Below are 22186 nucleotides of genomic sequence, written 5' to 3'. Positions count from 1 at the left end.
ACTTACTTTATATAGAAAACAATTAGCAACAATAAACATTATGAAAACTAAACTATTGATGTTCGCAGTTCTTTTAATAACATATTTCGAGGTTTCGGCTCAAAAAATATATAGAACCGATGATGGCCATATTGAGATGATGACTTTGGTGGACGGTAAGACTATCAAGGCAGAAAGCCATAGTCTGGCACTATATCTTGATTACAATTCTAAAGTAGTAAATGGTGTTCTAGACCTTAAAACTTTAGTAACAGACCTTCCTGAATTAAATGCCATTATACAAGAAGGGGAAGCACCTGCAATTCTTCGGTTTACAGGTACTATTCCATCCGTTGATTTTTTATCAAAACGGCACGACCCTATCAATTTTAATTGGCTGGTTGATGTTTTATATCAAGGGGAAACCTATAAATCACAGTTTAAAGCAACCATTACCCATATAGAACAGGGCATAAATATGTCTTGTCTGATAAGTGCAACGGGACAGGTTTTGGTTTCAGATACGGGGTTAGATTCTTTAATGCAAGGTTTGGATAAAACAATAAATGTGCAATTTGCACAATTGGTGCTGAAATTGGAATAACTATGTGTTTTCTATATTCAAAAAGAATGATAAGAGTATTTATGATATTTAAAACAGGCCAAGAGAACATAAAATAAGTCCTGATGTGGGAAGGGAATGGAAAATTTTTCATTGTTGATTAGTTAAAACTCCTTCCCAAGTCGGGCACTATTATAATATGAAAAGCTACGATACACTTTCTGAAACTATGGCTCATTTACAGGCTAAAGGCTACACTGTTGATTTCAATTTGAAAGAGAAACATCTGGAATGTAATGCTCTAAAGTTGAAATTCCATCCAGAAGATTTTGAGGTGGACGAGATGCATCGTTTTGAAGGAATGAGTAGCACAGATGACAATAGTGTACTATATGCCATTTCTTCCAAAAATGGAATAAAAGGCTTATTGGTGGATGCTTATGGGGTTTACTCTGAAAATATTTCTGAGGCAATCCGAAAAAAATTAAGGTAATTTGAAACATATATATAACATATAAAAAGTGACCCGCAACCAATATTGTAATCAGATTAAATAGAAATTTCGAGATGAAACCATTAAAAATAAATACCCAAAAGCTCTCATTATTAGGCTCTGTATCTTTAGGTACAGGCGTAATGATTGGTGCAGGTATTTTTGTTTTAATGGGGCAGATAGCCGAATTAGTCGGCGATTTATTTCCTATTGCTTTTATCGCAGGCGCAGTTGTAGTAGGCTTTAGCTCCTATTCGTATGTTAAATTTTCAAACGCCTATCCTTCTTCTGGAGGTGTTGCTAAATTTTTGACAAAGGCCTATTTACCAGGTACACTTGCTGGTTCATTTTCTTTGCTGATGTATGTATCAATGGTTGTCTCAGAAAGTTTAGTGGCAGGTACTTTTGGGGCGTATGCGTTACGACTGTTTCCGCAAGGATATGAAGGTTATGCATCTGCATTGGGTGTATTGCTTATTGTTGCTGCATATATCATCAATATTTCGGGTAACAAGATTATTGAGACTACCGCTACCATTACTGCAATTATTAAAGTAGTGGGTATTGCAGTTCTTGCTATATCAGGATTGGTTATTTCTGGTTTACCCACAATCACAGGTACTTATAGTGCTGCCAATGGCCAATCCCTGCCTGAAGGTTTTGGATTTATTGCCGCATTGGCCTTGTCTATCCTTGCATACAAAGGATTTACGACCATTACCAATCAAGGTGGCGATATAAAAAATCCTCATAAAAATGTAGGGCGTTCCATAATTATATCAATAATCGTTTGTACGGTTATCTATGTTGTTTTGGCATTATCGGTTGCTGGCGGATTGAGTATTGAAGAAATTATAATAGCAAAAGATTATGCTCTCGCAGCAGCAGCAAAACCTCTATTTGGCGAATGGGGTTCAACGCTAACTATTTTACTAGCCATTGTTGCAACAGTTTCCGGTGTAATTGCCAGCGTATATTCTGCCTCGCGAATGTTGGGTATGTTAAGCAATATGAAACAAGTTCCTGATATGAACAGAATGAAGCAACTTAAAAATCCTTCGCTGATTTTTACTGTTTCTTTAGCGATACTTTTGACTGTTTTGTTCGATTTAACTCGCATAGCTTCCATTGGTGCTATTTTCTATTTGATAATGGACATTGCTATTCATTGGGGACTTTTTAAATATTTGAAAAAGGAAGTAAAATTCAACCCGATTATTCCAATAATTGCCATACTGTTGGATGTTGTTATTTTGGCAGCATTTATCTATTTAAAATATGTAAACGACCCATTTGTACTAATAGTTGCTGCAATTGGTATTGCCCTCATTTTTCTTTCTCAATTTATTTTTATGAAATCGCATACAGATAAAGACGGAAATATGAATATGGGAATGGAAAACAGTGAAAAAGAACAAATGAAAATGTAAAAATAACAGATACTATGAAACACACCTATAAAATACACGGAATGACCTGCAATGGTTGTCGAAATCACGTAGAAGGAACACTTTCCAAAGTGAAAGGTGTCTCAAAGGCTACTGTGAATTTAGCAAAAGCTGAAGCTACCATTGAAATGGAATCACATATTCCTATTGAGAAATTCCAAGATGCCCTTAAAAAAGAAGGTGGTACTTATTCTATCCACAAATCTGGAGAGCGACATCATCAAAACGATACCGCCGGAGTTGATGCTGAGCGTAGTCGAAGTACGAAAGCAAAAAATGAAAAACCTAAAGGTAAAGGAACTGGCACTTTTTACTGTCCGATGCATTGTGAGGGAGACAAAACATATGAAAAAACTGGAGACTGTCCTGTCTGCGGAATGGATTTAGTTGAAGAGCAAAATTTATCTGCAAAAACTTCTGAACAATGGACTTGCCCAATGCACCCGGAAATTGTAAAAGATGAACCTGGAGCCTGCCCAATCTGTGGGATGGACTTAGTCCCAATGGAAGCAGATAGTTCAGCCGAAGAAAAGACCTATAACAAATTACTCAAGAAATTCTGGATTGCAGTCGCCTTTACCTTACCTATTTTCTTAATCGCAATGAGCGATATGATTCCGAATAATCCGTTATATACGGTAATGAAGCAAAAAAACTGGAACTGGATTCAGCTTGCACTTTCAATTCCTGTGGTGTTTTATGCTACGTGGATGTTCTTTGAACGTGCCTATAAAAGCATCAAAACCTGGAACCTCAATATGTTTACCCTAATCGGCATTGGTGCTGGCGCAGCGTGGTTATTCAGCGTATTCGGTATGCTTTTTCCCGATTTTTTCCCGGCACAGTTCAAAACAGAATCTGGTGCCGTTCACGTATATTATGAAGTATCCACTATTATTTTGACCTTGGTGCTCTTGGGTCAGGTTTTGGAAGCACGTGCCCACGGCAAAACCAATTCAGCAATAAAGGAATTGCTAAAGCTCGCGCCAAACAAGGCCATACTAGTCAAAGATGGCAAGGAAGAAGAGGTTACGATTGATAGCATTAAATTGGGCGATATCCTACGGGTGAAACCAGGCGAAAAAATTCCAGTTGATGGCGTGATTTCCGAAGGTAGTACAACGGTCGATGAATCTATGATTACAGGCGAACCTATTCCCGTAAACAAAGCGGCAAATGACAAAGTTACCAGTGGCACCATCAACGGCAACCAATCTTTTTTGATGAAAGCCGAAAAGGTGGGTGCAGATACCCTACTGTCCCAAATTATCCAAATGGTCAATAATGCCAGTCGCAGTCGTGCACCAATCCAAAAATTGGCGGATACCGTCTCGGGATATTTTGTACCCATAGTTGTCCTTATTTCCATTATCACATTTGTGGTTTGGGCTATTTTTGGTCCGGAACCCGTCTATGTTTATGCCTTTGTAAATGCAATTGCAGTATTGATTATCGCCTGTCCCTGTGCCTTGGGCTTGGCAACACCAATGTCCATTATGGTCGGTGTTGGTAAGGGCGCACAAAATGGTGTGCTCATAAAAAATGCCGAAGCTTTGGAAAAAATGGACAAGGTGGATACACTTATTATCGATAAAACAGGAACCATAACAGAAGGCAAACCAACGGTTGAAAAAGTCGGAGCCTTCGGAACTAATTTTTCAGAAAAAGAAGTGCTTCAATACATCGTTTCCCTAAACAGCAAAAGCGAGCATCCGCTTGCCGAAGCAACTGTAAAATATGGTAAAGAAAAGAATGTTGAGTTTTTGAGCGCTGAAAAGTTTAGCGCAGTTACCGGAAAAGGTGTTGAAGGAAACATCAACGGGAAAAAAGTGGATTTAGGGAATTCCAAAATGATGGCATACGCCAAGGCTGAATTAACTTCGGAAATGGAAACCGAAGCACAAAGTTTTCAAAAGCAAGGAAAAACAGTTTCATACCTATCCATCGATTCAAAAGTTGTGGGATATGTTGTCATTGGCGACAAAATAAAGGCGACCAGCGCCAAAGCGATCAAAGCACTTCAAGACAAAGGTATCGCAGTAATAATGCTTACTGGCGACAATCACGATACTGCCCAAGCGGTCGCAAAAGAATTAAATCTTGCTGATTTTAAAGCAGGAATGTTGCCCGAAAACAAACTTCAGGAAGTAGAAAAATTACAGAACAGCGGAAAAGTTGTAGCAATGGCAGGCGACGGCATCAATGATGCGCCAGCCTTGGCAAAAAGTGATGTTGGTATCGCAATGGGAACAGGAACAGATGTTGCCATTGAAAGTGCAATGATAACCTTGGTAAAAGGCGATTTGCACGGTATTGTCAAGGCACGGGAATTGAGCGACGGTGTAATGCGTAACATCAAGCAAAACCTATTTTGGGCTTTAGGATATAACATTTTAGGAATCCCAATCGCAGCAGGTGTTTTGTTCCCTATTTTCGGGTTGTTATTATCACCAATGATAGCGGCTTTGGCAATGAGCTTTAGTTCAGTTTCCGTTATTATGAACGCTTTGCGGTTACGTTCGTTAAAACTTTAAAGATGGTGAAAAGGAAAACCGCACTAAAAATACGAAAGACCCACAGATATTTGGGGCTCTTTTTGGGGGTACAGTTCCTGTTTTGGACCATTAGCGGAATGTATTTCAGTTGGACAAACATAGACGACATTCACGGTGACCAATTCTGTAATTTAGATTACGTGCCCAAAGCCTTTGATGATTTAATAAGTCCTTCACAAATAAACAATCCTGAAGGCATTGGAAGTATCGAAATTAGGGACATCAACAACGAGCCTTATTACTGGATAAACAATCAAAAATTGTACAGTGCAAAAACTGGGAAAGCAAAAAAAAATATTACGGAAGAAGAGGCCTTGTCTGTTGCCAAAAACTATATGAAAGATGGTTTGAAAGTCGCCAACATCGAAAAAATAACCGAAGTGGACGACTATCACGAATATCGGGAAAAGCTATTGCCAGCCTATGTTATTTCATATGATACCGATGAAGCTCTTAATGCTTATGTTTCGGTAACAGACGGAAAATTCCAGACTGTAAGGCATCGAGCGTGGCGTTGGTTCGACTTTTTATGGATGACCCACACAATGGATTATGACACGCGCGACAATTTCAATACCATTGTATTAAGGGCGTTTTCGCTCTTGGGATTGATTACGGTGTTAAGCGGATTCCTGCTGTGGTACACCTCCTCGCCAACCATTAGAAAATTAAAAAAGAAAATAATTAAATCATAACCAAAAACTCTAAAACAATGAAAAATTCAAATCAACACACAAACAAAGGCAATTACACAAAATTTATTTTGATGCTTGTCGCATCTTTTATTGCAATGTACATCACGATGTATCTAAATAGTTATGCGTTAGACCACGTATATTTTAGTTTAACCAGATTCTATATGAGTTGTTTGGGTATTGCAGCAATGGCAGTAATAATGTGGTTTTTTATGCGGAAAATGTATCAAAACAAGAAAAAGAACATCGCTATTTTATTAGGTAGCTTGGTGCTATTTTTAGGCGCACTTGGTTTGGTTAGGGCACAAAGCCCAATCATTGGCGATATTCTGTGGATGAAAGCAATGATTCCCCATCACTCAATTGCAATTTTAACAAGTGAAAGAGCCGATATCAAAGACCCTGAAGTGCGCAAACTGGCTGATGATATTATCAAAGCACAACGTAAAGAAATTGGAGAAATGAAAGCAATGATAAAGCGTTTGCAAGCAGAATAATAATAATTACCAAAACCTAACTGGTCTTAAAATCTGTTGGGTTTTATAAAGAAATAAAAAAATATACTATGAAAAAATACATCATTTATACCGCAATTTTAGCCATAGGATTGGTCTTGGGCTATGTCTTTTTTGGCCCTTCTGCGGAAGGTTCCGTAAACAGCAAGAAAGTAACAGATTTGAGCGAAGACGTTAACCACTCCGAAGAACATCAAATGTGGACCTGTTCAATGCACCCACAGATTATGCAACCAGAACCTGGCGACTGCCCAATATGCGGTATGGATTTAATTCCCGCCGAAACTGGTGCGGAAGGGCTTGCAATGAACGAAATAAAAATGAGCGACAATGCAATGGCACTGGCGAATATCCAAACTACAATTGTAGGAAATATTTCAGGAACCGACGATAACAAAATAACACTTTCCGGAAAAATAATGGCCAACGAAGAAGCCAATGCGGTACAGGCAAGCTATTTTGAAGGACGTATTGAAAAGTTGAATGTCAATTTCACGGGCGAAGAAGTACGAAAAGGACAGTTGTTGGCAACGATTTATGCACCAACGCTCGTTGCTGCCCAACAAGAACTTTTAACTGCTTCTGACCTGAAAGAATCACAACCAGGTTTATACAAAGCAGTTCGAAACAAATTAAAATTGTGGAAACTTTCTGAAAGCCAAATAGACCAAATAGAAAGTTCTGGCAAGGTGCGGGAAAATTTTCCGATTTATGCAACTGTTTCAGGCACCGTTTCCCAAAAAATGGCAGAAGAAGGCGACTATGTAAAACAAGGCCAGCCCATTGTTAAAGTAAGTGATTTGGGTACTGTTTGGGCAATGTTTGACGCCTACGAAAGACAAATCTCGCAACTAAAGGAAGGTCAAAAGGTAACAATCACTAGTAACGCTTATCCCAATAAAGAATTTGAAGCATCAGTTTCATTTATCGACCCTACTTTGAATACAAAGTCCAGAACTGTTTCAGTGCGCGCCACATTGAACAATAAGGAAAATCTATTAAAACCAGGAATGTTCGTAACCGCAAAAGTGGCAATGACAAAAGGCAATACTATGGAAATTGCGATAAGCATACCTGCAACGGCAGTAATGTGGACAGGCGAGCGCTCATTGGTGTACGTAAAGACCAATCCCAATGAACCCGTTTTTGAAATGCAAGAAGTGACTTTGGGAACGAAAAATGGTGAGAACTATACCATTATCGAAGGGCTTTCTAACGGCGATGAAGTGGTAACCAACGGAACATTTACCGTAGATGCCGCTGCACAGTTACAAGGAAAAAAATCTATGATGAATGCATCAGGTGGTAAAACAATGACAGGTCACGAAGGGCATTTGGGAATGGAAAATTTAAACAACACAGTTGACGCCGCCAAGCGTATGGATGTAGCTTCCAAATTCCAAGAGCAGCTCAAAACAGTTTTTGATGATTATATTATGCTTAAAACAGCATTGACAAACGACCAAAGTGAAAAAGCAAAAACGGCCTCACAGACCTTACAGAAAAGTTTAACACAAGTTGACCTTGCTTTGCTAAAGGATAAAAATGCGAATAACCACTGGGCGCAACTTGAAAAAGAATTGAAGGCTTCCTCAAATGAAATTGCCCAGACATCCGATATTAAAACCCAGAGAAATCATTTTATCAGTCTTTCAGCACACCTCATAAATGCAATGAAAGCGTTTGGCATCAACCAAGAAATTTACATAGATTTTTGTCCAATGGCAAATAATAATGAAGGCGCATATTGGTTGAGCACAGAAAAAAAGATACAAAATCCCTATTACGGACAAGCAATGTTGAAATGTGGGGAAGTAACAGAAACCGTACAATAGTTTAAAACTATACTTAATTGGGTAGTTTAAATTAGTCATCTTGATTTTTTGAAGGAGAACGAGGATGGGTGAAAGCAGAAGAAATAGAAGAAAGAATAAAAGAGTAAAGCAGCAGCAGCCGAAAAGTGGTATTTCAAAAAAAGATAAAATTATAGCTTTAGTCGTGATAGTATTGATTTTTGTAGTTGCTGCAATAGCTGCTGTTTATTATTCTCTATACAAATCTGGATTAACATTATTTTGAAACAAGTACTATATGAATGAGATTATCCATATTAAAAATATGGTCTGCCCAAGATGCATCTCGGCGGTATCTAATATTTTGGAACAACTTGAATACTGTATGTTTCTATAAAATTGGGGGAGGTTTAATTAGTTCGATTATTAAATGTCCAGACCAAAAATGGTCTTTCCAAAGCGCTTCAAAATTCAGGTTTTAGTTTGATAGAGGACCGTAAAAATCAACTTATTGAACAAATGAAAACATTGGTTGTAGATAAAATCCATCATTCTTCCGAGGAGCTCGATTTTAAATGGGCAGATATTGTTACAGGCGAACTTAACTTGGACTACAAATATTTAAGTTCACTTTTTTCGTCGGTAGAAAGTATACGTTCGAGCAGTACATCATAAACCAGAAAATTGAACGTGTTAAAGAACTTATAGTTTATGACGAATTAAACTTGAGTGAGATAGCTTTTAAACTTCATTATAGTAGTGTCGCGTATTTAAGCAATCAGTTTAAAAAGGTTACAGGAATGACACCTACACAGTTTAAAAAAAGCACAAATCAGAATCGCAAATCTTTGGATGAAATATGATGTTAAATTCTGTTAATCCGTAAATTTCACAAATCATTCGGCATATTTTATAACAGAAAAGGATATTACCTACATTAAATTGTCTTTAGTAATATCCGCTATAGTAGTGGACTATTTTAACAATTTAAATTCTAAAATATTTATGAAAAATTCAAAATTAATCGAAGCTTTAAACAATTGTGTAGCACATTGTAATTACTGTGCAGATGCCTGTCTTGGCGAAGACAACATCAAGATGATGGTAGATTGTATAAGAACTGATAGGGCTTGTGCTGAAATCTGTAGTGCAACTGCAAATTTACTTGCGTCAAATTATAAGGATGTAAGAGGTATGGTAGAGCAATGCCGTGATATCTGTAAAAAATGCGCTGATGTATGTGCCAAGCACGATCACAAACATTGTCAAGAATGTGCAGATGCCTGTAGAAAATGTGAGGAAGCTTGTGAGGAATATTTAAAATAATACATCTCACTTTTGTTAAGCATTAAGAGGTTTTTTCACCTCAAATTCCGAAAGGCCACAACCAACATTGTGGTCTTTTGTTTTGTTAAAATCAGGTATGAGTTATCTTCTTCGTATCGGAAACTTGATAAGTTTTCAAACTGGCGACCTTTACCAAGGTAATTCTACAAATCATTCAGCATATAACGTAACATATTAAAGACTTTAAATTCTGAAATTTGTAATGCATCAATAAGAATGCGATTATGGAGACAATCAACATATTTGAAACCAAAGAAAAGAATACTAAAAAAGGAGTAAAGGAATCATTTCCTGTTACGGGAATGACCTGTGCCTCTTGTACAGCGAGTGTTGAATCTGTATTAAAACACACAGAAGGAGTGTTTGATGCCAGCGTCAATTTCGCTAATAGTTCTGTTCTTGTGGAATATGACAAGGAGTTGAGTCCAAATCAACTTCAAAACGCGCTTCGTGAGGTCGGTTATGATATTATAATAGATGCAGAAGACCCTTCGGAAGTACAACAAGAACTTCAGCAAAAGCATTATCAGGACATAAAAAAACGTATCATCTGGTCGGCTATCCTTACACTACCCATTTTTGTTTTGGGAATGTTCTATATGCAATGGGAACCAGGCAAATGGATTTCTTTGGTATTGACTTTTCCTATACTCTTTTGGTTTGGGCGCAGCTTTTTCATCAATGCCTTCAAGCAGGCCAAACACGGAAAAGCCAATATGGATACATTGGTAGCTTTAAGCACCGGAATCGCTTTTCTGTTTAGTGTGTTCAATACTTTTTTTCCTAAATTTTGGTTGAGTCGTGGTATCGAACCTCACGTGTATTACGAAGCGGCTACCGTGATTGTCACTTTTATTTCCTTGGGGAAACTATTGGAAGAAAAAGCAAAATCAAATACATCTTCGGCCATTAAAAAACTAATGGGTCTTCAGCCTAAAACCCTTAAAATTATTGAGAATGGGGAAGAGAAGGAAATCCCTATTTCATCGGTACAGGTGGGTCAGACCATTTTGGTACGTCCCGGAGAAAAGATTCCTGTGGATGGCGAAGTTTCTAAAGGAAGCTCGTATGTAGATGAAAGTATGATAACGGGAGAACCTGTTCCCGTTCAGAAATCCCAAGGGGAAAAGGTCTTCGCAGGCACGGTAAATCAAAAAGGGAGCTTTCAATTTACTGCCGAAAAAGTAGGTGGAGAAACCTTACTATCACAAATCATTAAAATGGTTCAGGAAGCTCAAGGAAGCAAGGCGCCGGTTCAAAAGCTGGTTGATAAGATTGCCGGAATATTTGTTCCTGTCGTATTAGTCATTTCTATCATTACATTCATTGTCTGGATGTCAGTTGGTGGCGATAACGCATTTTCACAAGCTTTGTTGACCTCTGTAGCCGTGTTGGTTATCGCTTGTCCTTGCGCATTGGGCTTGGCAACACCTACCGCAATTATGGTGGGAATTGGTAAAGGCGCAGAAAATAATATTTTGATAAAGGATGCCGAAAGTTTAGAACTCGGTTATAAAGTGAATGCTATTATCCTTGATAAAACGGGTACAATTACCGAAGGAAAACCCTTAGTAACTGATATAATTTGGAAGAATAACCTTGAAAATCAAAATGAATACAAGCAAATTCTTTTGGCTATAGAAGCACAATCGGAACATCCTTTGGCGGAAGCAGTAGTCAACCATTTAAAAGATGAAAAGGTTGAACAAGCTGAAATTGCTTCTTTTGAAAGTATTACAGGAAAAGGTGTAAAGGCGCAATCAGAGAATGGTTCAAAATATTATGTGGGTAACCATAAACTAATGGTCGAAAAGAATATTGAAATTGAATCTTCTTTAATGCAAACAGCAGAAAGTCTCGAAGAGCAGGCTAAAACGGTCATATTCTTTGGTAATGAAAAACAATTGCTGGCGATACTCGCCATTGCAGACAAGATTAAGGAAACTTCAGAAAAGGCCATAGTAACGCTTCAGGAAAGAGGTATTGAGGTTTGTATGCTTACAGGAGATAATAATAAAACCGCATCTGCTGTCGCAAAACAAGTCGGAATAACAAATTACCAAGGCGAAGTAATGCCTTCGGACAAGGCAGCTTTTGTTGAAAAATTGCAGGCGGACGGAAAGATAGTCGCAATGGTTGGCGATGGTATTAATGATTCCCAGGCTTTGGCGCAAGCCAATGTGAGTATTGCAATGGGAAAAGGTTCAGATATAGCGATGGACGTAGCAAAAATGACCTTGATAACATCAGATTTACGATCCATCCCAAAAGCGCTGGAATTATCAAAAAGAACGGTGTTGGGCATACGTCAGAATCTATTTTGGGCATTCATTTATAATCTCATTGGTATTCCAATTGCAGCAGGCGTTTTGTATCCCGTAAATGGGTTCTTATTAGACCCAATGATAGCAGGAATGGCAATGGCTTTCAGTAGCGTGTCTGTAGTTCTAAATAGTTTAAGGCTTAAAGGAGTAAAACTTTAATATTAATTATAAATTCAAATACAATGAAAACTTTAAAATTTAAAACAAATATCAATTGTGGTGGTTGTGTATCAAAAGTGACCCCTTTTTTAAACAAGCAAGAAGGTGTCGAAAGTTGGGAAGTGGATACCGCTAATCCTGATAAAATTTTAACCATAGAAAGCGATGGTGCTTCAGAAGAAGATGTAAAGGCTACCTTGCAAAAGGTAGGCTTTAAAGCGGAACGTGTAGATTAATACCTCGCTATAATATGGTTTATATTTTAATTTTGGTTGTGATTCTTCTGTTTGCTATTCATTTTTATCGAAAAGAGAAACGGCATAGCGTAAAGCCATTTCCAGAGCATTGGCACAAATTATTAATGGAGAATGTTCTTTATTATAAAAATCTTTCAAAAGGCAGGCAACTTGTTTTTCAACAAAAAATGATGCAGTTTTTAAGTGAGGTTTATATAGATGGCGTGCAGTTTGAATTGGAAGAATTAGACAAAATTTTAATTGCAGCAAGTGCGGTAATTCCTGTTTTCGGCTTTAAAGAATGGCATTACACTAATTTAAGTGGAATCCTCTTATACCCAGATAATTTTAATGAAGATATGCAATTTAGCAGTAAGGGTAACTCGCGCAATATTGGTGGGATAGTCGGGAACGGACGTTTTGAGAAACAAATGATTTTATCTAAAAAAGCATTGTATCACGGTTTTAGAAACACAACAGATAAAAGCAATACAGGCATACACGAATTTGTACACCTTATTGATAAGCTGGATGATAGAACAGATGGCGTTCCAGAGCGATTATTAGAACATCAATATGCAATACCTTGGCTGAATTTAATTCATAAGGAAATAGAAGCCATAAACGACAACCATTCTGATATCAGAAAATATGGTGGTACAAACCAAGCAGAATTCTTTGCAGTAGCTTCAGAATATTTCTTCGAGCGCCCAGATTTGCTCAAAAAGAAACATCCAGAACTTTATAAAATGTTAGTTAAATGCTTCAATCAAAAATTAGCAAATCCAATTAAAAATTAGTTTCTATTTAGGAGAGATTAAATCTGTAATTGAAAATCGTAAAGAGCGGATATTTTGAATATGCTAAACTACTTATAGCAATAAAATATACGCTCTTCAATTATTTATTTCCTCAAAAGTTTATAACACTATCCAATGCATCATCTGCCTCTTTATGGATGAAATTGGCTTGATAGTTCAAGGTGGTTTTCAAATCACTATGGCGATATAATTTCTGTAGCATTAACGGATGAATGGCATCCCCAGCAATATTTCCAAAACTATGCCGTGCTATGTGCATCGTTATTTTCTTATTTATTTTAGCCTTTTTAGAGATTGATTTTAGATTGTCATTAAACCTCTTTGTAGCAGTTTTTCTCTTGTTATATAAATCTTTCGCATTTTCAGGGTCTGCCTTTTTCAATTCAGGGAAAACAAAATCATCATCACTTCTTTTATCATCTTTATATTGGTCTAAAATCTTTAGTACTTTTTCAGGAATTTTTAATGATAGAAGTTTTGCGTTTTTATGCATTCTATAATGCAGCCTGTTATCATAAATATCTGACCATTTGGTTCGTAGAACATCAGAAACCCTCATACCAGCAAAATTGAAACTAAAAAGCCAAACATTTCTAGTATGTATTTCAGAAGGTTTGAGATTTATCAAATTTTCAATTTGTTGAATCTCTAAAATATTTAGTCCGACTTTGGTAGTTTCAGGAAATTTGATTTTTATTTTATCGCCACCGAAGGGATATAATTCTCTGCTTACAATTTTGTATTTAATTGCTCTGTTAAATAATAGCCTTACAAATACCAAAATGTTCATTATTGAGGTTTCAGACAGGGAGTACTTAACTTTTAAAGTTAACATCAATTTTTTAAGAAAACGTTCATCAATTTCTTGAAAAGACAATTGTTTCGAATTGTGATATTTTATAATAAAGCTCAACCACGCTTTATCAGTAGATAAACGATTTAGCTTTTCTGTACTTTCTAAATCGTCAAGATGTTCTTGTGCTAATTCAAAGAATGTAGCATTGATACCGGAGGAATATATTTCCTTCTTAATTTGATTGGCAGAAGCATCTTTTTGTTCGGATTGAAGCGTAATAAGAGCATTGTTTAATTCAGAAAGTTTCAAGGATAACAAATTGTTCAAGGTTTTGAAATTTATGTGTGATTTCTTAACCCGAATATTCTTTTCATCCCAATCTTCCAATTCAATGTAGTGACCTATATATTGGTATGTTGAGCGACGATTTTTTGTAATACGTATGGCAAGAGGATACAAGCCTTCTTTATTAGGCTTTTTGCGAAGAACTATTTTAGCGTTTGATGACATAATTGACCTAGTTTTGCGTACGAAAGCCAAATCAGGTACAACATAGGTACAACATTCAATTTTGAATGTTTAGTTTACCAAGAAGTTTTCCTAAAGATACAAATTTATTAGTTTCTCTGGGTACAACATAGGTACAACAAATATTGAAATCAATTGATATTAGATGATATCAAAGAAAATGACATATTATATAATCAATTGAAAATGAGTGGCTTTGGTGCTGTTTGGGCAAATGTACGCTAGACTTAGGATCTAGTGCCGCAAGGTGTGGGAGTTCGAGTCTCCCCGCCTGTACAAAGGGATAAGCCGACTTTAACGAGTCGGCTTTTTCATTTTGGTACAACAATGGTACAACAAATCTCGGATCAAGTCCAAAATCTGGGTTTTTACGATTTTAAGAATATAATTTAATCAATCGATATAAGAAGTATTCGGTATTCCTCACTCCTCTGAATTGTGATCTAAAAGCCTTTACTTTTGCATTAAAGGATTCTGCTGAAGCGTTTGTACTTCTGTTTAAAAAATAGTTGAGTACAGAGCGGTAATTCAAAGTAAAAAAATCAGTCTTACATAAAAACCTCTATAGCTGAATATTAAGGGTGTTTAATATGAAAGTCTTTAGTATATTGTATAGTTGTAAAACTATTGCTAAGCAATAAATTTTATTAGCACCGCCAAATGGTTTAATACTCCGAGGCTTGCCTCGAAATTGAAAATTTGTTTCCAACTAATGCCTCACGGGCTTGCTCTGAGGTAGTTTACAAACGCGTTTTGAAAGCAAGAAAAGGCATAATGAAGATTTTTCCAAAGCATTTGTTTTGGGATATGGATTATTCTAAACTATCTCTCAAGAGAGATAAGGATATTATAATTCCAAGAGCTTTGTATGCAACTACTAAAGACACTTTTCAAGAAGACATTGCAAAACTAGAACGTTTATATTCTAAACAAGAAATACTTACTTGTTTAAGAAATACTAAAGAGCGTATTAGTAATAAAACATGCGTTATGATTGCTGAAGCGTATAACGTTGAGCCTTTTTATCGTTACGCTATATGAGTTCCGTTTCTCAAGAGCTCATAACTTTAATTAAAGAATTACAAAATTTACCAAGCCTATCGAAGTTTTCATTGGGAGGCGGAACCAATCTGTCCTATCGTTATAATCACCGGAAATTTATTGATGTTGATTTGTTCTCCAATGAACTAAGGGGGAGAAGCAAGAGGGTAAAACGCTGCGCGATGTTACGGCACACATTTTTAATTACAAATGACTGATAGATAGCGTTTAAGCAGATAGTCTTTGCGGCTAGTAGATTTAGATTTGCGACAAATGCGCTTTTAAGCCCTGTAAACAAGCCGGTTTTTGCGACAAATCCCATTTAGATAGGTGTAAAAAGAAGGATAATTCAGGTAGTCCTCACCACATTCCCCTGCACTGAGTTTCGTGGAAAGCGGTTCGTCCAGAAGTCTTGAACACAGGCCAAAAAATTCAATTAGTATCTTATTAAATGGGTAGGACTTTTTTGACCTGAGTTCGCCGGGCATTCTAACTTTAGATGACCTATTAATTACTTTCGTGATTTATCTTCTTTATTTATCTTCTTTTTGATGCACTCCCCACAGCATACCTTTTTTGATAGAAAAAATACAGGATTCTAAATGAGTCAGGCGCATAAACCGGTCGGCTGCGCCTCCCTATTTATAGCCCTCTTCTAATTTAAAATCCCGAAACGATAGCCTATCAAAAAAGTAAAGCGACTGCTCTGGAGGAAGTAAATGAAACAACCAAAACCCGTATGCGTTTTGATCTATAATTCTATTTCAGTTGAGCAAAAAGGACATGCTCAAGATGAAATAAGTAAATGTTTTCGTTTAAGACATTTGATTGTGAGCAGTATTTTTAATGAAATCAGGATGGTTTTTTACAATTTCTTCCAGACATTCCATTTCTTCAAAAGGGAGTAGTTCGTAAATATGCTCCAATGTGGTTTGTATGTTTACATTGGGTTGCGGTATGATTCGGGAATAACGGCCGTCAGCATAATTACAGGCAAGAATACAAACTTTTAGTATTCCGCTAATGGTGAAAAGAACATCGGTTATGCTCTGTAGTTCCAGGTTTAAACGGTAGCCTGTTTGTGTTGCTTCTTTTCGTTTGATTATTTTTTCTTCAATCAGCTTTTTTAATTTTTCGTTACTATCTAAATAAGCTTTATCTCCTGAAGTAGATTCAGGAGTAGTCGCTTGTGATTTTTTCGCTATTTTAATGGGTTCCCCATTGATTCGCTTTAAACAGTACTGCAGGTGTTTGGTATACAGATCCTCTACTTTAGTCTGAAAAGAGGCGAGTTCGCTTTTTATTATTTCAAGTTCCTTCTCATTAATGAGATATTCATCCTCATACCTCCCGGCACTATAAGCGTGCTCTAAAAGAATCAGCACTTCTTTTTCCTCGGGAGTATTGGAAAAGGGAATCACCTGAGGGAAAAAGGCTTTACAGTAGTTGATATGACTGCAAATGCTGTGGGTTATTTTACTCTTGCCTATAAGCAAGCGTTCTATACACCGAAATAGCAATTCAAAAGCCTGATGGAAATTAAAAGCCGCCAGGCCCAAATGCTGTTCTTTTACAAAGGCATCTGCAGCGCTCTCAAAGGCCCGTACTTTTAACTGCTCCCGATTAAAATGTCTCTGAGCGTATCTTACTAAATTATCTAAGGGTAATTCTGAATACATAAGTACGTTCTCCCCTTCAGGGTTGGCATATACACAATCCCCAAGGCTGCAGTGTTCAATAAAATATAAGCTTCCACGCTCTAATTCGGTTTGAGCCTGTTCTTCGGTGTATAGCCGAATTTTGAATTGCGGATAGTCCTGCTGCATTTTTGAAACCAGAGTTAATACTTCATTGGGAATCGGGTCTATATTCAGGTCGATAAAACCGGTAAGAAAATAATAGCTGATATCATTCTCTTGCTGTAATTTGGATAAATAAAAGGAATCCAATGCAATTGCATTTAAAATGCTGTGCAGCACCTGTGCTAAGCGTTCTTTGTGCTGAAAATCCTGCGGAATATTCAAATAAGTGGTCATAACCGATGTTTTTAACGTACAGGAAGTTACTGCCAGTACCGCCGGTGCCGAACCAAGCGTAATAGTAAATGACCCATCGAGATTGGTAAGTTACCAAGAGACTAGGAGGATAAACCTTTTTAAATGTATAGCACTGAAAAATACCGCAAGTATTTATAAAACTGAAGATAAAGTTTTACCTTGTCTACGATTTAAAACCATGCACACTTCATAAACTCCAGGATTATGACCACTACAACCAAGCCCAACCACATCGGAAGAAAGATCGCTCGCATTCGCGAATTGCGTGGGATGAAACAGGAAGCTCTGGCCCACGAATTGGGAATCAGCCAGCAGAGTGTCTCGCATATCGAACAAAGTGAAACTCTGGACGATGTAAAGCTGGAAGAGGTTGCAAAAGTACTTGGCGTAACTAAGGAAGGAATTGAAAATTTTTCTGAGGAAGCTATCTTAAATATAATAGGGAACACCTATCATGTTGATAATTCTTCGGCCGTGAATTATGGTTGCACCTTTAATCCTTTAGATAAGCTAATTATAGCCTACGAGGAAAAGGAAAAACTCTATGAGAGATTACTTCAGGCAGAGAAAGATAAAGTGACCTATTTAGAAGAACTGCTTAAAAAGAACTAGGTTTTTTTAAACGTTAATTTTAACGATTACTTGCATTAAAAAAAGAGCGGCCTCCCGACTTGTTAAGAAAATCTTAAATTTGGCCTTTTCAAAAGCCGTTTTCATACACTCTTCATACACTATCCTAGGGGATGCCTAGGGGTTGACTGGGAGTTGCCCTGCCTGAGGCTTGATTTTGCGTCTTTTTTTCTCTATAATTAAGGTCTTAATTCGAGTATTGCTATTCATTCTGGCTCCTAAATCCTGAATTAACTATACATCTTTAGGAGATTACGGGATTCTGTAAAATATTTCTAATGCTATAGACTATTTTTAGGGGCACGACAATAAAATGTTGGCTGCTATATCGATATATTTAGTGTTGATATAACAAGTTGTAAAACATTAAAAAAACTAAAAAGATGGAAACAACAACAGAAGAAGATATAGAAAAGGAGCTTAAAGATTTCTTTTCTACAGACTCAAAATACTTTGAAGAATCGCAAAAACAGCTTAATACTTTAATTGCACTTAACGGACTTTATAAATCAAGTGGAAATGCAGAATACTATAAAAGTAAAGTTAAAGAGGAGTTTGACAGAATCTATTTAACTATGTAGTTTCTCTCTAATACAGGTGTGCCACTTAGATGTGCTGATATTACTATGATAGCCAACCTTCCATCATTAGGATCAGTTTCTAAAATTGGAGAATTTGTTAAAGAATCATACATTATTTGAGCATTATTATTTGCTGTCTTAATAGATTCTTTTTAAATGTTATTTTTTGCAGAGTCTAAGTCTAGTAGATTAATTTTAATTTCTGCGGGCATAATAAAATAGATTTTAAGTTTCTCAAATATAGAAAATTAAAAATCTAAAGTTTTTTGAAATATTGGTAATTTGTTAGTTTTATGTTAATGGTTCTACCTAGACGATATAAGAAATATATCGCTTTACAAGATTGAACAATTTAAACAACTAACCTTTAGTTGAGTAAGTTAAAAATTAGCAGTCGCAACCGCATTTGTTTAACTTGTAAGCTTTATAACAGTACTTACAAACTGCACATAATAGGCGAGAGCTGAGAACAATCCCTAATATGATTAAAAAACCTCCTATCATCTGTGGACTTTTTAAAATTACACCCTTAGTCTAGGTCAAGAGATTTAACCACAACAAATGTTTTTCAAAGAGCTCGTTGTAAAAATAGAAAGCAAATTGCCAGTATTTCAATTATTTAACGCAAGTGCTAATAGTTTGTCAATTATCTGTTAACAAGAAAAACGTTTTACAACAAATTATATAAAAATAAGGGAGTAAGAGTTCGCCCAAAAGACACTCAAAAAATTAACAATCACAACGCCCGAAAAGACAAAGGTCTAATCTCCTTACTTTACATATAAATAGACGTTATGGGCAAGACAAGGATGAACTATGATAAACAGAATTGACTAAGATGGGAACATATTCTTCAATGACATTTGATGATTATTCAGTTTTTGATAATAAGAACTGGTATTCTCAAGAGATAGTTAATTTACTTTTTCAACCAGAGGACTTTGTTGTTGAGAATAGGAAAAATTCATCGAGAAATGAAATGGTATGGGGTGATGCCTATGCAGGAGACGAAGAAATATATGAATTCAAAGGTTTTATTCAGAATGCCAAAATTTGTAGGGACAGACTTGAGATTTACGGGAATTCATTAAAAAAATCAAGGAAAGATTTTAGCCAAGCAAAGAAAATAGCCAGAGAAGAAGGATTTTACTCTTTCCCTTTAAGTCGTATTTCGTATGACAAGTATCTAAATGAGATAAGGTCAATAATCTCTGAGAGAGAAAAACATTATGACGAGTTATTTACAAATCTAAGAGATAGTTTAATTGCAGGAGACCTTGGAATTCACGGACAATCTCTTGAAAGTCATTTGTATTCAATTCTAAGCGTAATACCTGATAGTGCAATTATAGAATATGATTTGTCTGGAGTAATCGAAAGTGGATGGGTAGATGAAGATATAGCAAGGGCTTTGAACTATGAGAAAATTATTGTACTAACAGAAGGAAAGACTGATGTTGAATTTATTTCAAAAAGTATTGAAAAGTTATATCCGCATTTAAAGAATTACTATCATTTCATTGATTTCCAAGAATATAAAATTGAAAGTAATGCATCTGCTTTAGTAAAACTTGTTACATCTTTCGCTGCTGCAAATGTAAAACATCCAATCATTGCATTATTTGATAATGATACAACTGGTATTATGGAAATGAATAAATTGAATACAAAGACTTTAACTGATAATATCCGCGTTCTGAAATTTCCAGATATTCCTTTAGCCAAAAAATACCCTACAGTTGGACCAACAGGTAATAAGATTATGAATGTTAATGGTTCAGCTTGTGGCATTGAAATGTATTTAGGAGGTGATATTCTTACAAAAGAAGACGGTTTAATTCCAGTTAGGTGGAAAAACTTCAATGATAAAGAACAAAAATATCAAGGAGAAATTATTGAAAAAACATTTGTGCAGGATGAATTTCGCAAGAAATTGAAAAGTAAAAGCAAAGAAGGTTATTTAGAAATGAATTGTCTTCTAAATGAAATATTTAATGGACTCAAATAAAGCCCAGCCCATAACAATGGTAACCGTTGCACAAGACTCTAATTCTTATAAGATCTAACGTATTGCAAACTCATGAAGCCTCGGGATTAAGCGGTTTTTCTAGTTTTATACCATTGATGAATTGATAGTTTATGTGCGTTAGAATTGATTTAAACGCTTCTTTTAAGGTTGTTTTTGGTCTAAAAACAAGCCGAGCATCGCTGCCCCGCTTTTGGTGCGTTTTTCAATAAACTTCAGGTACTTTTTAACGTTGTAGGCAATGGCAGCAAGCTGCATACACTTATTGGCCTGTTTTAATCCAATGGCATTTACCTTCCTTAACCCCATAAACTGAGTCAAGGTGCCAAAAACAGGTTCTACCGTGCTTTGGCGTTTACCTTTCATATACCTGCCCTGAGGGCTTTCTACCTGGGCGATGTTGCGTTGGTATTCTGCTCTGTAATAGGTCACACTAAATTTCTTTTCCTGAGCACTTTTGCCCAGACGGCTGGTGCGTATATAAGCTTACCGAAAAATAGGACAGTTATTTATTCAAAACTCTGAATACCTATAACTAAAAATCAACCACACTATTTAGTGCTTTATCCGTTGCGGTACTGGCAAAATAGGATTGATACATCATAGTCGTAGTAACAGAGGAATGTCTGTACAATTGCTGTAGCATTTGAACCGGGATCTTATCCCCGGCAATATAGTGTCTGTAAATCTAATTGGGAAGATAATTTGGTGCTGTAGGTAAAATCCTGTGTTCTCAACATCCTTTTACCAATTACTAACGATCTGATTTTGCTTTGTTGAATATACCTGTTTCCCTCCGGGTATTGTGGGTTTTTTAGCGTTACGGAGCCTTGGTTTTAAGAATGCTTTAAAATAGTTTGAGGCTTAAGGAGTGGATAATCAAGGGGTAAGAAAAAACTTCAAAAAATCCCTTGCCGGGTTAGTTATTGGTTCTATATTTGCGCCTCCAAAATCGGGTATAGCAAACGGTTTTGCGTTCTTTGTTAAATAGATAAAATAAAGTTTTAGAAAAGCTTGTTAGTAATAGAAAAAGGGTAGTATCTTTGCCCTCCGGTTTTTTAACAAGAAAAGCGGGTGAGTTCTTAGAAAAGTTGCTTGTAGAGAGGCTAAAAAAAACTTCAAATTTTATTTGTTTGATAAATAAAAAGAGTTGTATATTTGCAGCCGCTTTCACGGAGAGCAACGCACATTGAAAATGAGGTGGTTTGGTGCTAAAATTAAGGTTCGATTCCTTAGCATCTATCAAGAAGTTTCTTCTTTAATTAGAGGGAAAGTTATTTGACATATTGAATTGACAACGCGTATTATTTAGAGATAGATAATATTTGAATTAAAACTAGAACGACCATTTTGAGCACTCTTTTAGAGTGTGATTAAATTTCCTTATATCGTGGAATATTATATAAGATACTACGATGAAGAGTTTGATCCTGGCTCAGGATGAACGCTAGCGGCAGGCCTAACACATGCAAGTCGAACGGTAACAGGGAAAAGCTTGCTTTTCTGCTGACGAGTGGCGCACGGGTGCGTAACGCGTATGCAATCTGCCTTGTACTGGAGTATAGCCCAGGGAAACTTGGATTAATCCTCCATAGTCTAT

The 22186-nt window shown here is 36.4% G+C and carries 18 protein-coding genes, 1 rRNA gene and 2 pseudogenes; 17 read left to right on the top strand and 4 right to left on the bottom strand.

The window, feature by feature from the left end; all coding sequences use genetic code 11:
* The first annotated feature begins 40 nt into the window (after nt 1–40).
* From BUB91_RS17225 to BUB91_RS17165, 12 genes and pseudogenes are all read left to right on the top strand, one after another.
* Nucleotides 41–583 (top strand): hypothetical protein, encoded by a 543-nt coding sequence (locus BUB91_RS17225; protein WP_013073623.1) that lies wholly within the window; start codon nt 41–43, stop codon nt 581–583.
* Nucleotides 584–740: 157 nt separating this feature from the next.
* Nucleotides 741–1034 (top strand): hypothetical protein, encoded by a 294-nt coding sequence (locus BUB91_RS17220; protein ID WP_013073622.1) that lies wholly within the window; start codon nt 741–743, stop codon nt 1032–1034.
* A 74-nt stretch (nt 1035–1108) separates the two neighbouring features.
* Nucleotides 1109–2464 carry an APC family permease gene (locus tag BUB91_RS17215; protein WP_013073621.1) on the top strand — a complete coding sequence of 452 codons (1356 nt, stop codon included), beginning with the start codon at nt 1109–1111 and terminating at the stop codon, nt 2462–2464.
* Between the two features lie 14 nt (nt 2465–2478).
* Nucleotides 2479–5016, top strand: coding sequence for a heavy metal translocating P-type ATPase (locus tag BUB91_RS17210; protein WP_028376591.1), 2538 nt, complete (start codon nt 2479–2481; stop codon nt 5014–5016).
* 2 nt (nt 5017–5018) lie between these two features.
* Nucleotides 5019–5732: a PepSY domain-containing protein gene (locus tag BUB91_RS17205; protein WP_028376590.1), complete on the top strand. Its 714-nt coding sequence runs from the start codon at nt 5019–5021 to the stop codon at nt 5730–5732.
* Between the two features lie 17 nt (nt 5733–5749).
* Nucleotides 5750–6229: a DUF305 domain-containing protein gene (locus BUB91_RS17200; RefSeq protein WP_013073618.1), complete on the top strand. Its 480-nt coding sequence runs from the start codon at nt 5750–5752 to the stop codon at nt 6227–6229.
* Nucleotides 6230–6297: 68 nt separating this feature from the next.
* On the top strand, nt 6298–8082 hold the full coding sequence (locus tag BUB91_RS17195; RefSeq protein WP_073100508.1) for an efflux RND transporter periplasmic adaptor subunit: 1785 nt from the start codon (nt 6298–6300) through the stop codon (nt 8080–8082).
* A 256-nt stretch (nt 8083–8338) separates the two neighbouring features.
* A pseudogene (locus BUB91_RS17185) lies at nt 8339–8903 on the top strand (helix-turn-helix domain-containing protein).
* 142 nt (nt 8904–9045) lie between these two features.
* Nucleotides 9046–9366 carry a four-helix bundle copper-binding protein gene (locus BUB91_RS17180; RefSeq protein ID WP_008610798.1) on the top strand — a complete coding sequence of 107 codons (321 nt, stop codon included), beginning with the start codon at nt 9046–9048 and terminating at the stop codon, nt 9364–9366.
* A gap of 245 nt (nt 9367–9611) precedes the next feature.
* Entirely contained in the window at nt 9612–11870 is a 2259-nt protein-coding gene (locus tag BUB91_RS17175; protein WP_008610799.1) for a heavy metal translocating P-type ATPase, read from the top strand.
* 23 nt (nt 11871–11893) lie between these two features.
* Entirely contained in the window at nt 11894–12106 is a 213-nt protein-coding gene (locus tag BUB91_RS17170; RefSeq protein WP_008610800.1) for a heavy-metal-associated domain-containing protein, read from the top strand.
* Between the two features lie 14 nt (nt 12107–12120).
* On the top strand, nt 12121–12906 hold the full coding sequence (locus tag BUB91_RS17165; protein ID WP_008610801.1) for a M90 family metallopeptidase: 786 nt from the start codon (nt 12121–12123) through the stop codon (nt 12904–12906).
* A gap of 112 nt (nt 12907–13018) precedes the next feature.
* Here BUB91_RS17165 and BUB91_RS17160 read toward each other — a convergent pair whose 3' ends face one another.
* Together BUB91_RS17160 and BUB91_RS17150 are read right to left on the bottom strand one after the other, a co-directional pair.
* On the bottom strand, nt 13019–14233 hold the full coding sequence (locus BUB91_RS17160; RefSeq protein WP_008610802.1) for a site-specific integrase: 1215 nt from the start codon (nt 14231–14233) through the stop codon (nt 13019–13021).
* A gap of 394 nt (nt 14234–14627) precedes the next feature.
* On the bottom strand, nt 14628–14783 hold the full coding sequence (locus BUB91_RS17150; protein WP_073100507.1) for a transposase: 156 nt from the start codon (nt 14781–14783) through the stop codon (nt 14628–14630).
* A gap of 221 nt (nt 14784–15004) precedes the next feature.
* Here BUB91_RS17150 and BUB91_RS17145 point away from each other — a divergent pair, with 221 nt between their 5' ends.
* On the top strand, nt 15005–15292 hold the full coding sequence (locus tag BUB91_RS17145) for a DUF6922 domain-containing protein (RefSeq protein WP_073100514.1): 288 nt from the start codon (nt 15005–15007) through the stop codon (nt 15290–15292).
* 815 nt (nt 15293–16107) lie between these two features.
* Here the strand turns inward: BUB91_RS17145 and BUB91_RS17140 are convergent.
* A complete protein-coding gene (locus tag BUB91_RS17140; protein WP_073100506.1) occupies nt 16108–17328 on the bottom strand; it encodes a HEPN domain-containing protein in 1221 nt (406 codons plus the stop codon).
* 225 nt (nt 17329–17553) lie between these two features.
* Here BUB91_RS17140 and BUB91_RS17135 point away from each other — a divergent pair, with 225 nt between their 5' ends.
* From BUB91_RS17135 to BUB91_RS17125, 3 genes are all read left to right on the top strand, one after another.
* Nucleotides 17554–17961 (top strand): helix-turn-helix domain-containing protein, encoded by a 408-nt coding sequence (locus tag BUB91_RS17135; RefSeq protein WP_073100505.1) that lies wholly within the window; start codon nt 17554–17556, stop codon nt 17959–17961.
* Between the two features lie 401 nt (nt 17962–18362).
* Nucleotides 18363–18560 carry a hypothetical protein gene (locus BUB91_RS17130; RefSeq protein WP_073100504.1) on the top strand — a complete coding sequence of 66 codons (198 nt, stop codon included), beginning with the start codon at nt 18363–18365 and terminating at the stop codon, nt 18558–18560.
* 838 nt (nt 18561–19398) lie between these two features.
* Nucleotides 19399–20568: a HEPN/Toprim-associated domain-containing protein gene (locus tag BUB91_RS17125; protein WP_073100503.1), complete on the top strand. Its 1170-nt coding sequence runs from the start codon at nt 19399–19401 to the stop codon at nt 20566–20568.
* Between the two features lie 192 nt (nt 20569–20760).
* Here the strand turns inward: BUB91_RS17125 and BUB91_RS17120 are convergent.
* Nucleotides 20761–21051: pseudogene (locus tag BUB91_RS17120) on the bottom strand (transposase); the annotation flags it as partial.
* Nucleotides 21052–21998: 947 nt separating this feature from the next.
* Here BUB91_RS17120 and BUB91_RS17110 point away from each other — a divergent pair.
* Nucleotides 21999–22186, top strand: a 16S ribosomal RNA gene (locus BUB91_RS17110); the annotation flags it as partial.

Origin of the sequence: Leeuwenhoekiella marinoflava DSM 3653 (assembly GCF_900129005.1) — a bacterium.
GTDB lineage: Bacteria > Bacteroidota > Bacteroidia > Flavobacteriales > Flavobacteriaceae > Leeuwenhoekiella > Leeuwenhoekiella marinoflava.
The sequence above is the reverse complement of the archived record's forward strand: the minus strand, read 5'-3'. Positions and strand labels throughout refer to the sequence as shown.

Coding starts and splice junctions, on each gene's coding strand:
- BUB91_RS17225 (WP_013073623.1), top strand. CDS start 41: ATGAAAACTAAACTATTGATGTTCGCAGTTCTTTTAATAACATATTTC.
- BUB91_RS17135 (WP_073100505.1), top strand. CDS start 17,554: ATGACCACTACAACCAAGCCCAACCACATCGGAAGAAAGATCGCTCGC.
- BUB91_RS17220 (WP_013073622.1), top strand. CDS start 741: ATGAAAAGCTACGATACACTTTCTGAAACTATGGCTCATTTACAGGCT.
- BUB91_RS17175 (WP_008610799.1), top strand. CDS start 9,612: ATGGAGACAATCAACATATTTGAAACCAAAGAAAAGAATACTAAAAAA.
- BUB91_RS17125 (WP_073100503.1), top strand. CDS start 19,399: ATGGGAACATATTCTTCAATGACATTTGATGATTATTCAGTTTTTGAT.
- BUB91_RS17205 (WP_028376590.1), top strand. CDS start 5,019: ATGGTGAAAAGGAAAACCGCACTAAAAATACGAAAGACCCACAGATAT.
- BUB91_RS17200 (WP_013073618.1), top strand. CDS start 5,750: ATGAAAAATTCAAATCAACACACAAACAAAGGCAATTACACAAAATTT.
- BUB91_RS17215 (WP_013073621.1), top strand. CDS start 1,109: ATGAAACCATTAAAAATAAATACCCAAAAGCTCTCATTATTAGGCTCT.
- BUB91_RS17165 (WP_008610801.1), top strand. CDS start 12,121: ATGGTTTATATTTTAATTTTGGTTGTGATTCTTCTGTTTGCTATTCAT.
- BUB91_RS17160 (WP_008610802.1), bottom strand. CDS start 14,233: ATGTCATCAAACGCTAAAATAGTTCTTCGCAAAAAGCCTAATAAAGAA.
- BUB91_RS17210 (WP_028376591.1), top strand. CDS start 2,479: ATGAAACACACCTATAAAATACACGGAATGACCTGCAATGGTTGTCGA.
- BUB91_RS17195 (WP_073100508.1), top strand. CDS start 6,298: ATGAAAAAATACATCATTTATACCGCAATTTTAGCCATAGGATTGGTC.
- BUB91_RS17130 (WP_073100504.1), top strand. CDS start 18,363: ATGGAAACAACAACAGAAGAAGATATAGAAAAGGAGCTTAAAGATTTC.
- BUB91_RS17140 (WP_073100506.1), bottom strand. CDS start 17,328: ATGACCACTTATTTGAATATTCCGCAGGATTTTCAGCACAAAGAACGC.
- BUB91_RS17180 (WP_008610798.1), top strand. CDS start 9,046: ATGAAAAATTCAAAATTAATCGAAGCTTTAAACAATTGTGTAGCACAT.
- BUB91_RS17170 (WP_008610800.1), top strand. CDS start 11,894: ATGAAAACTTTAAAATTTAAAACAAATATCAATTGTGGTGGTTGTGTA.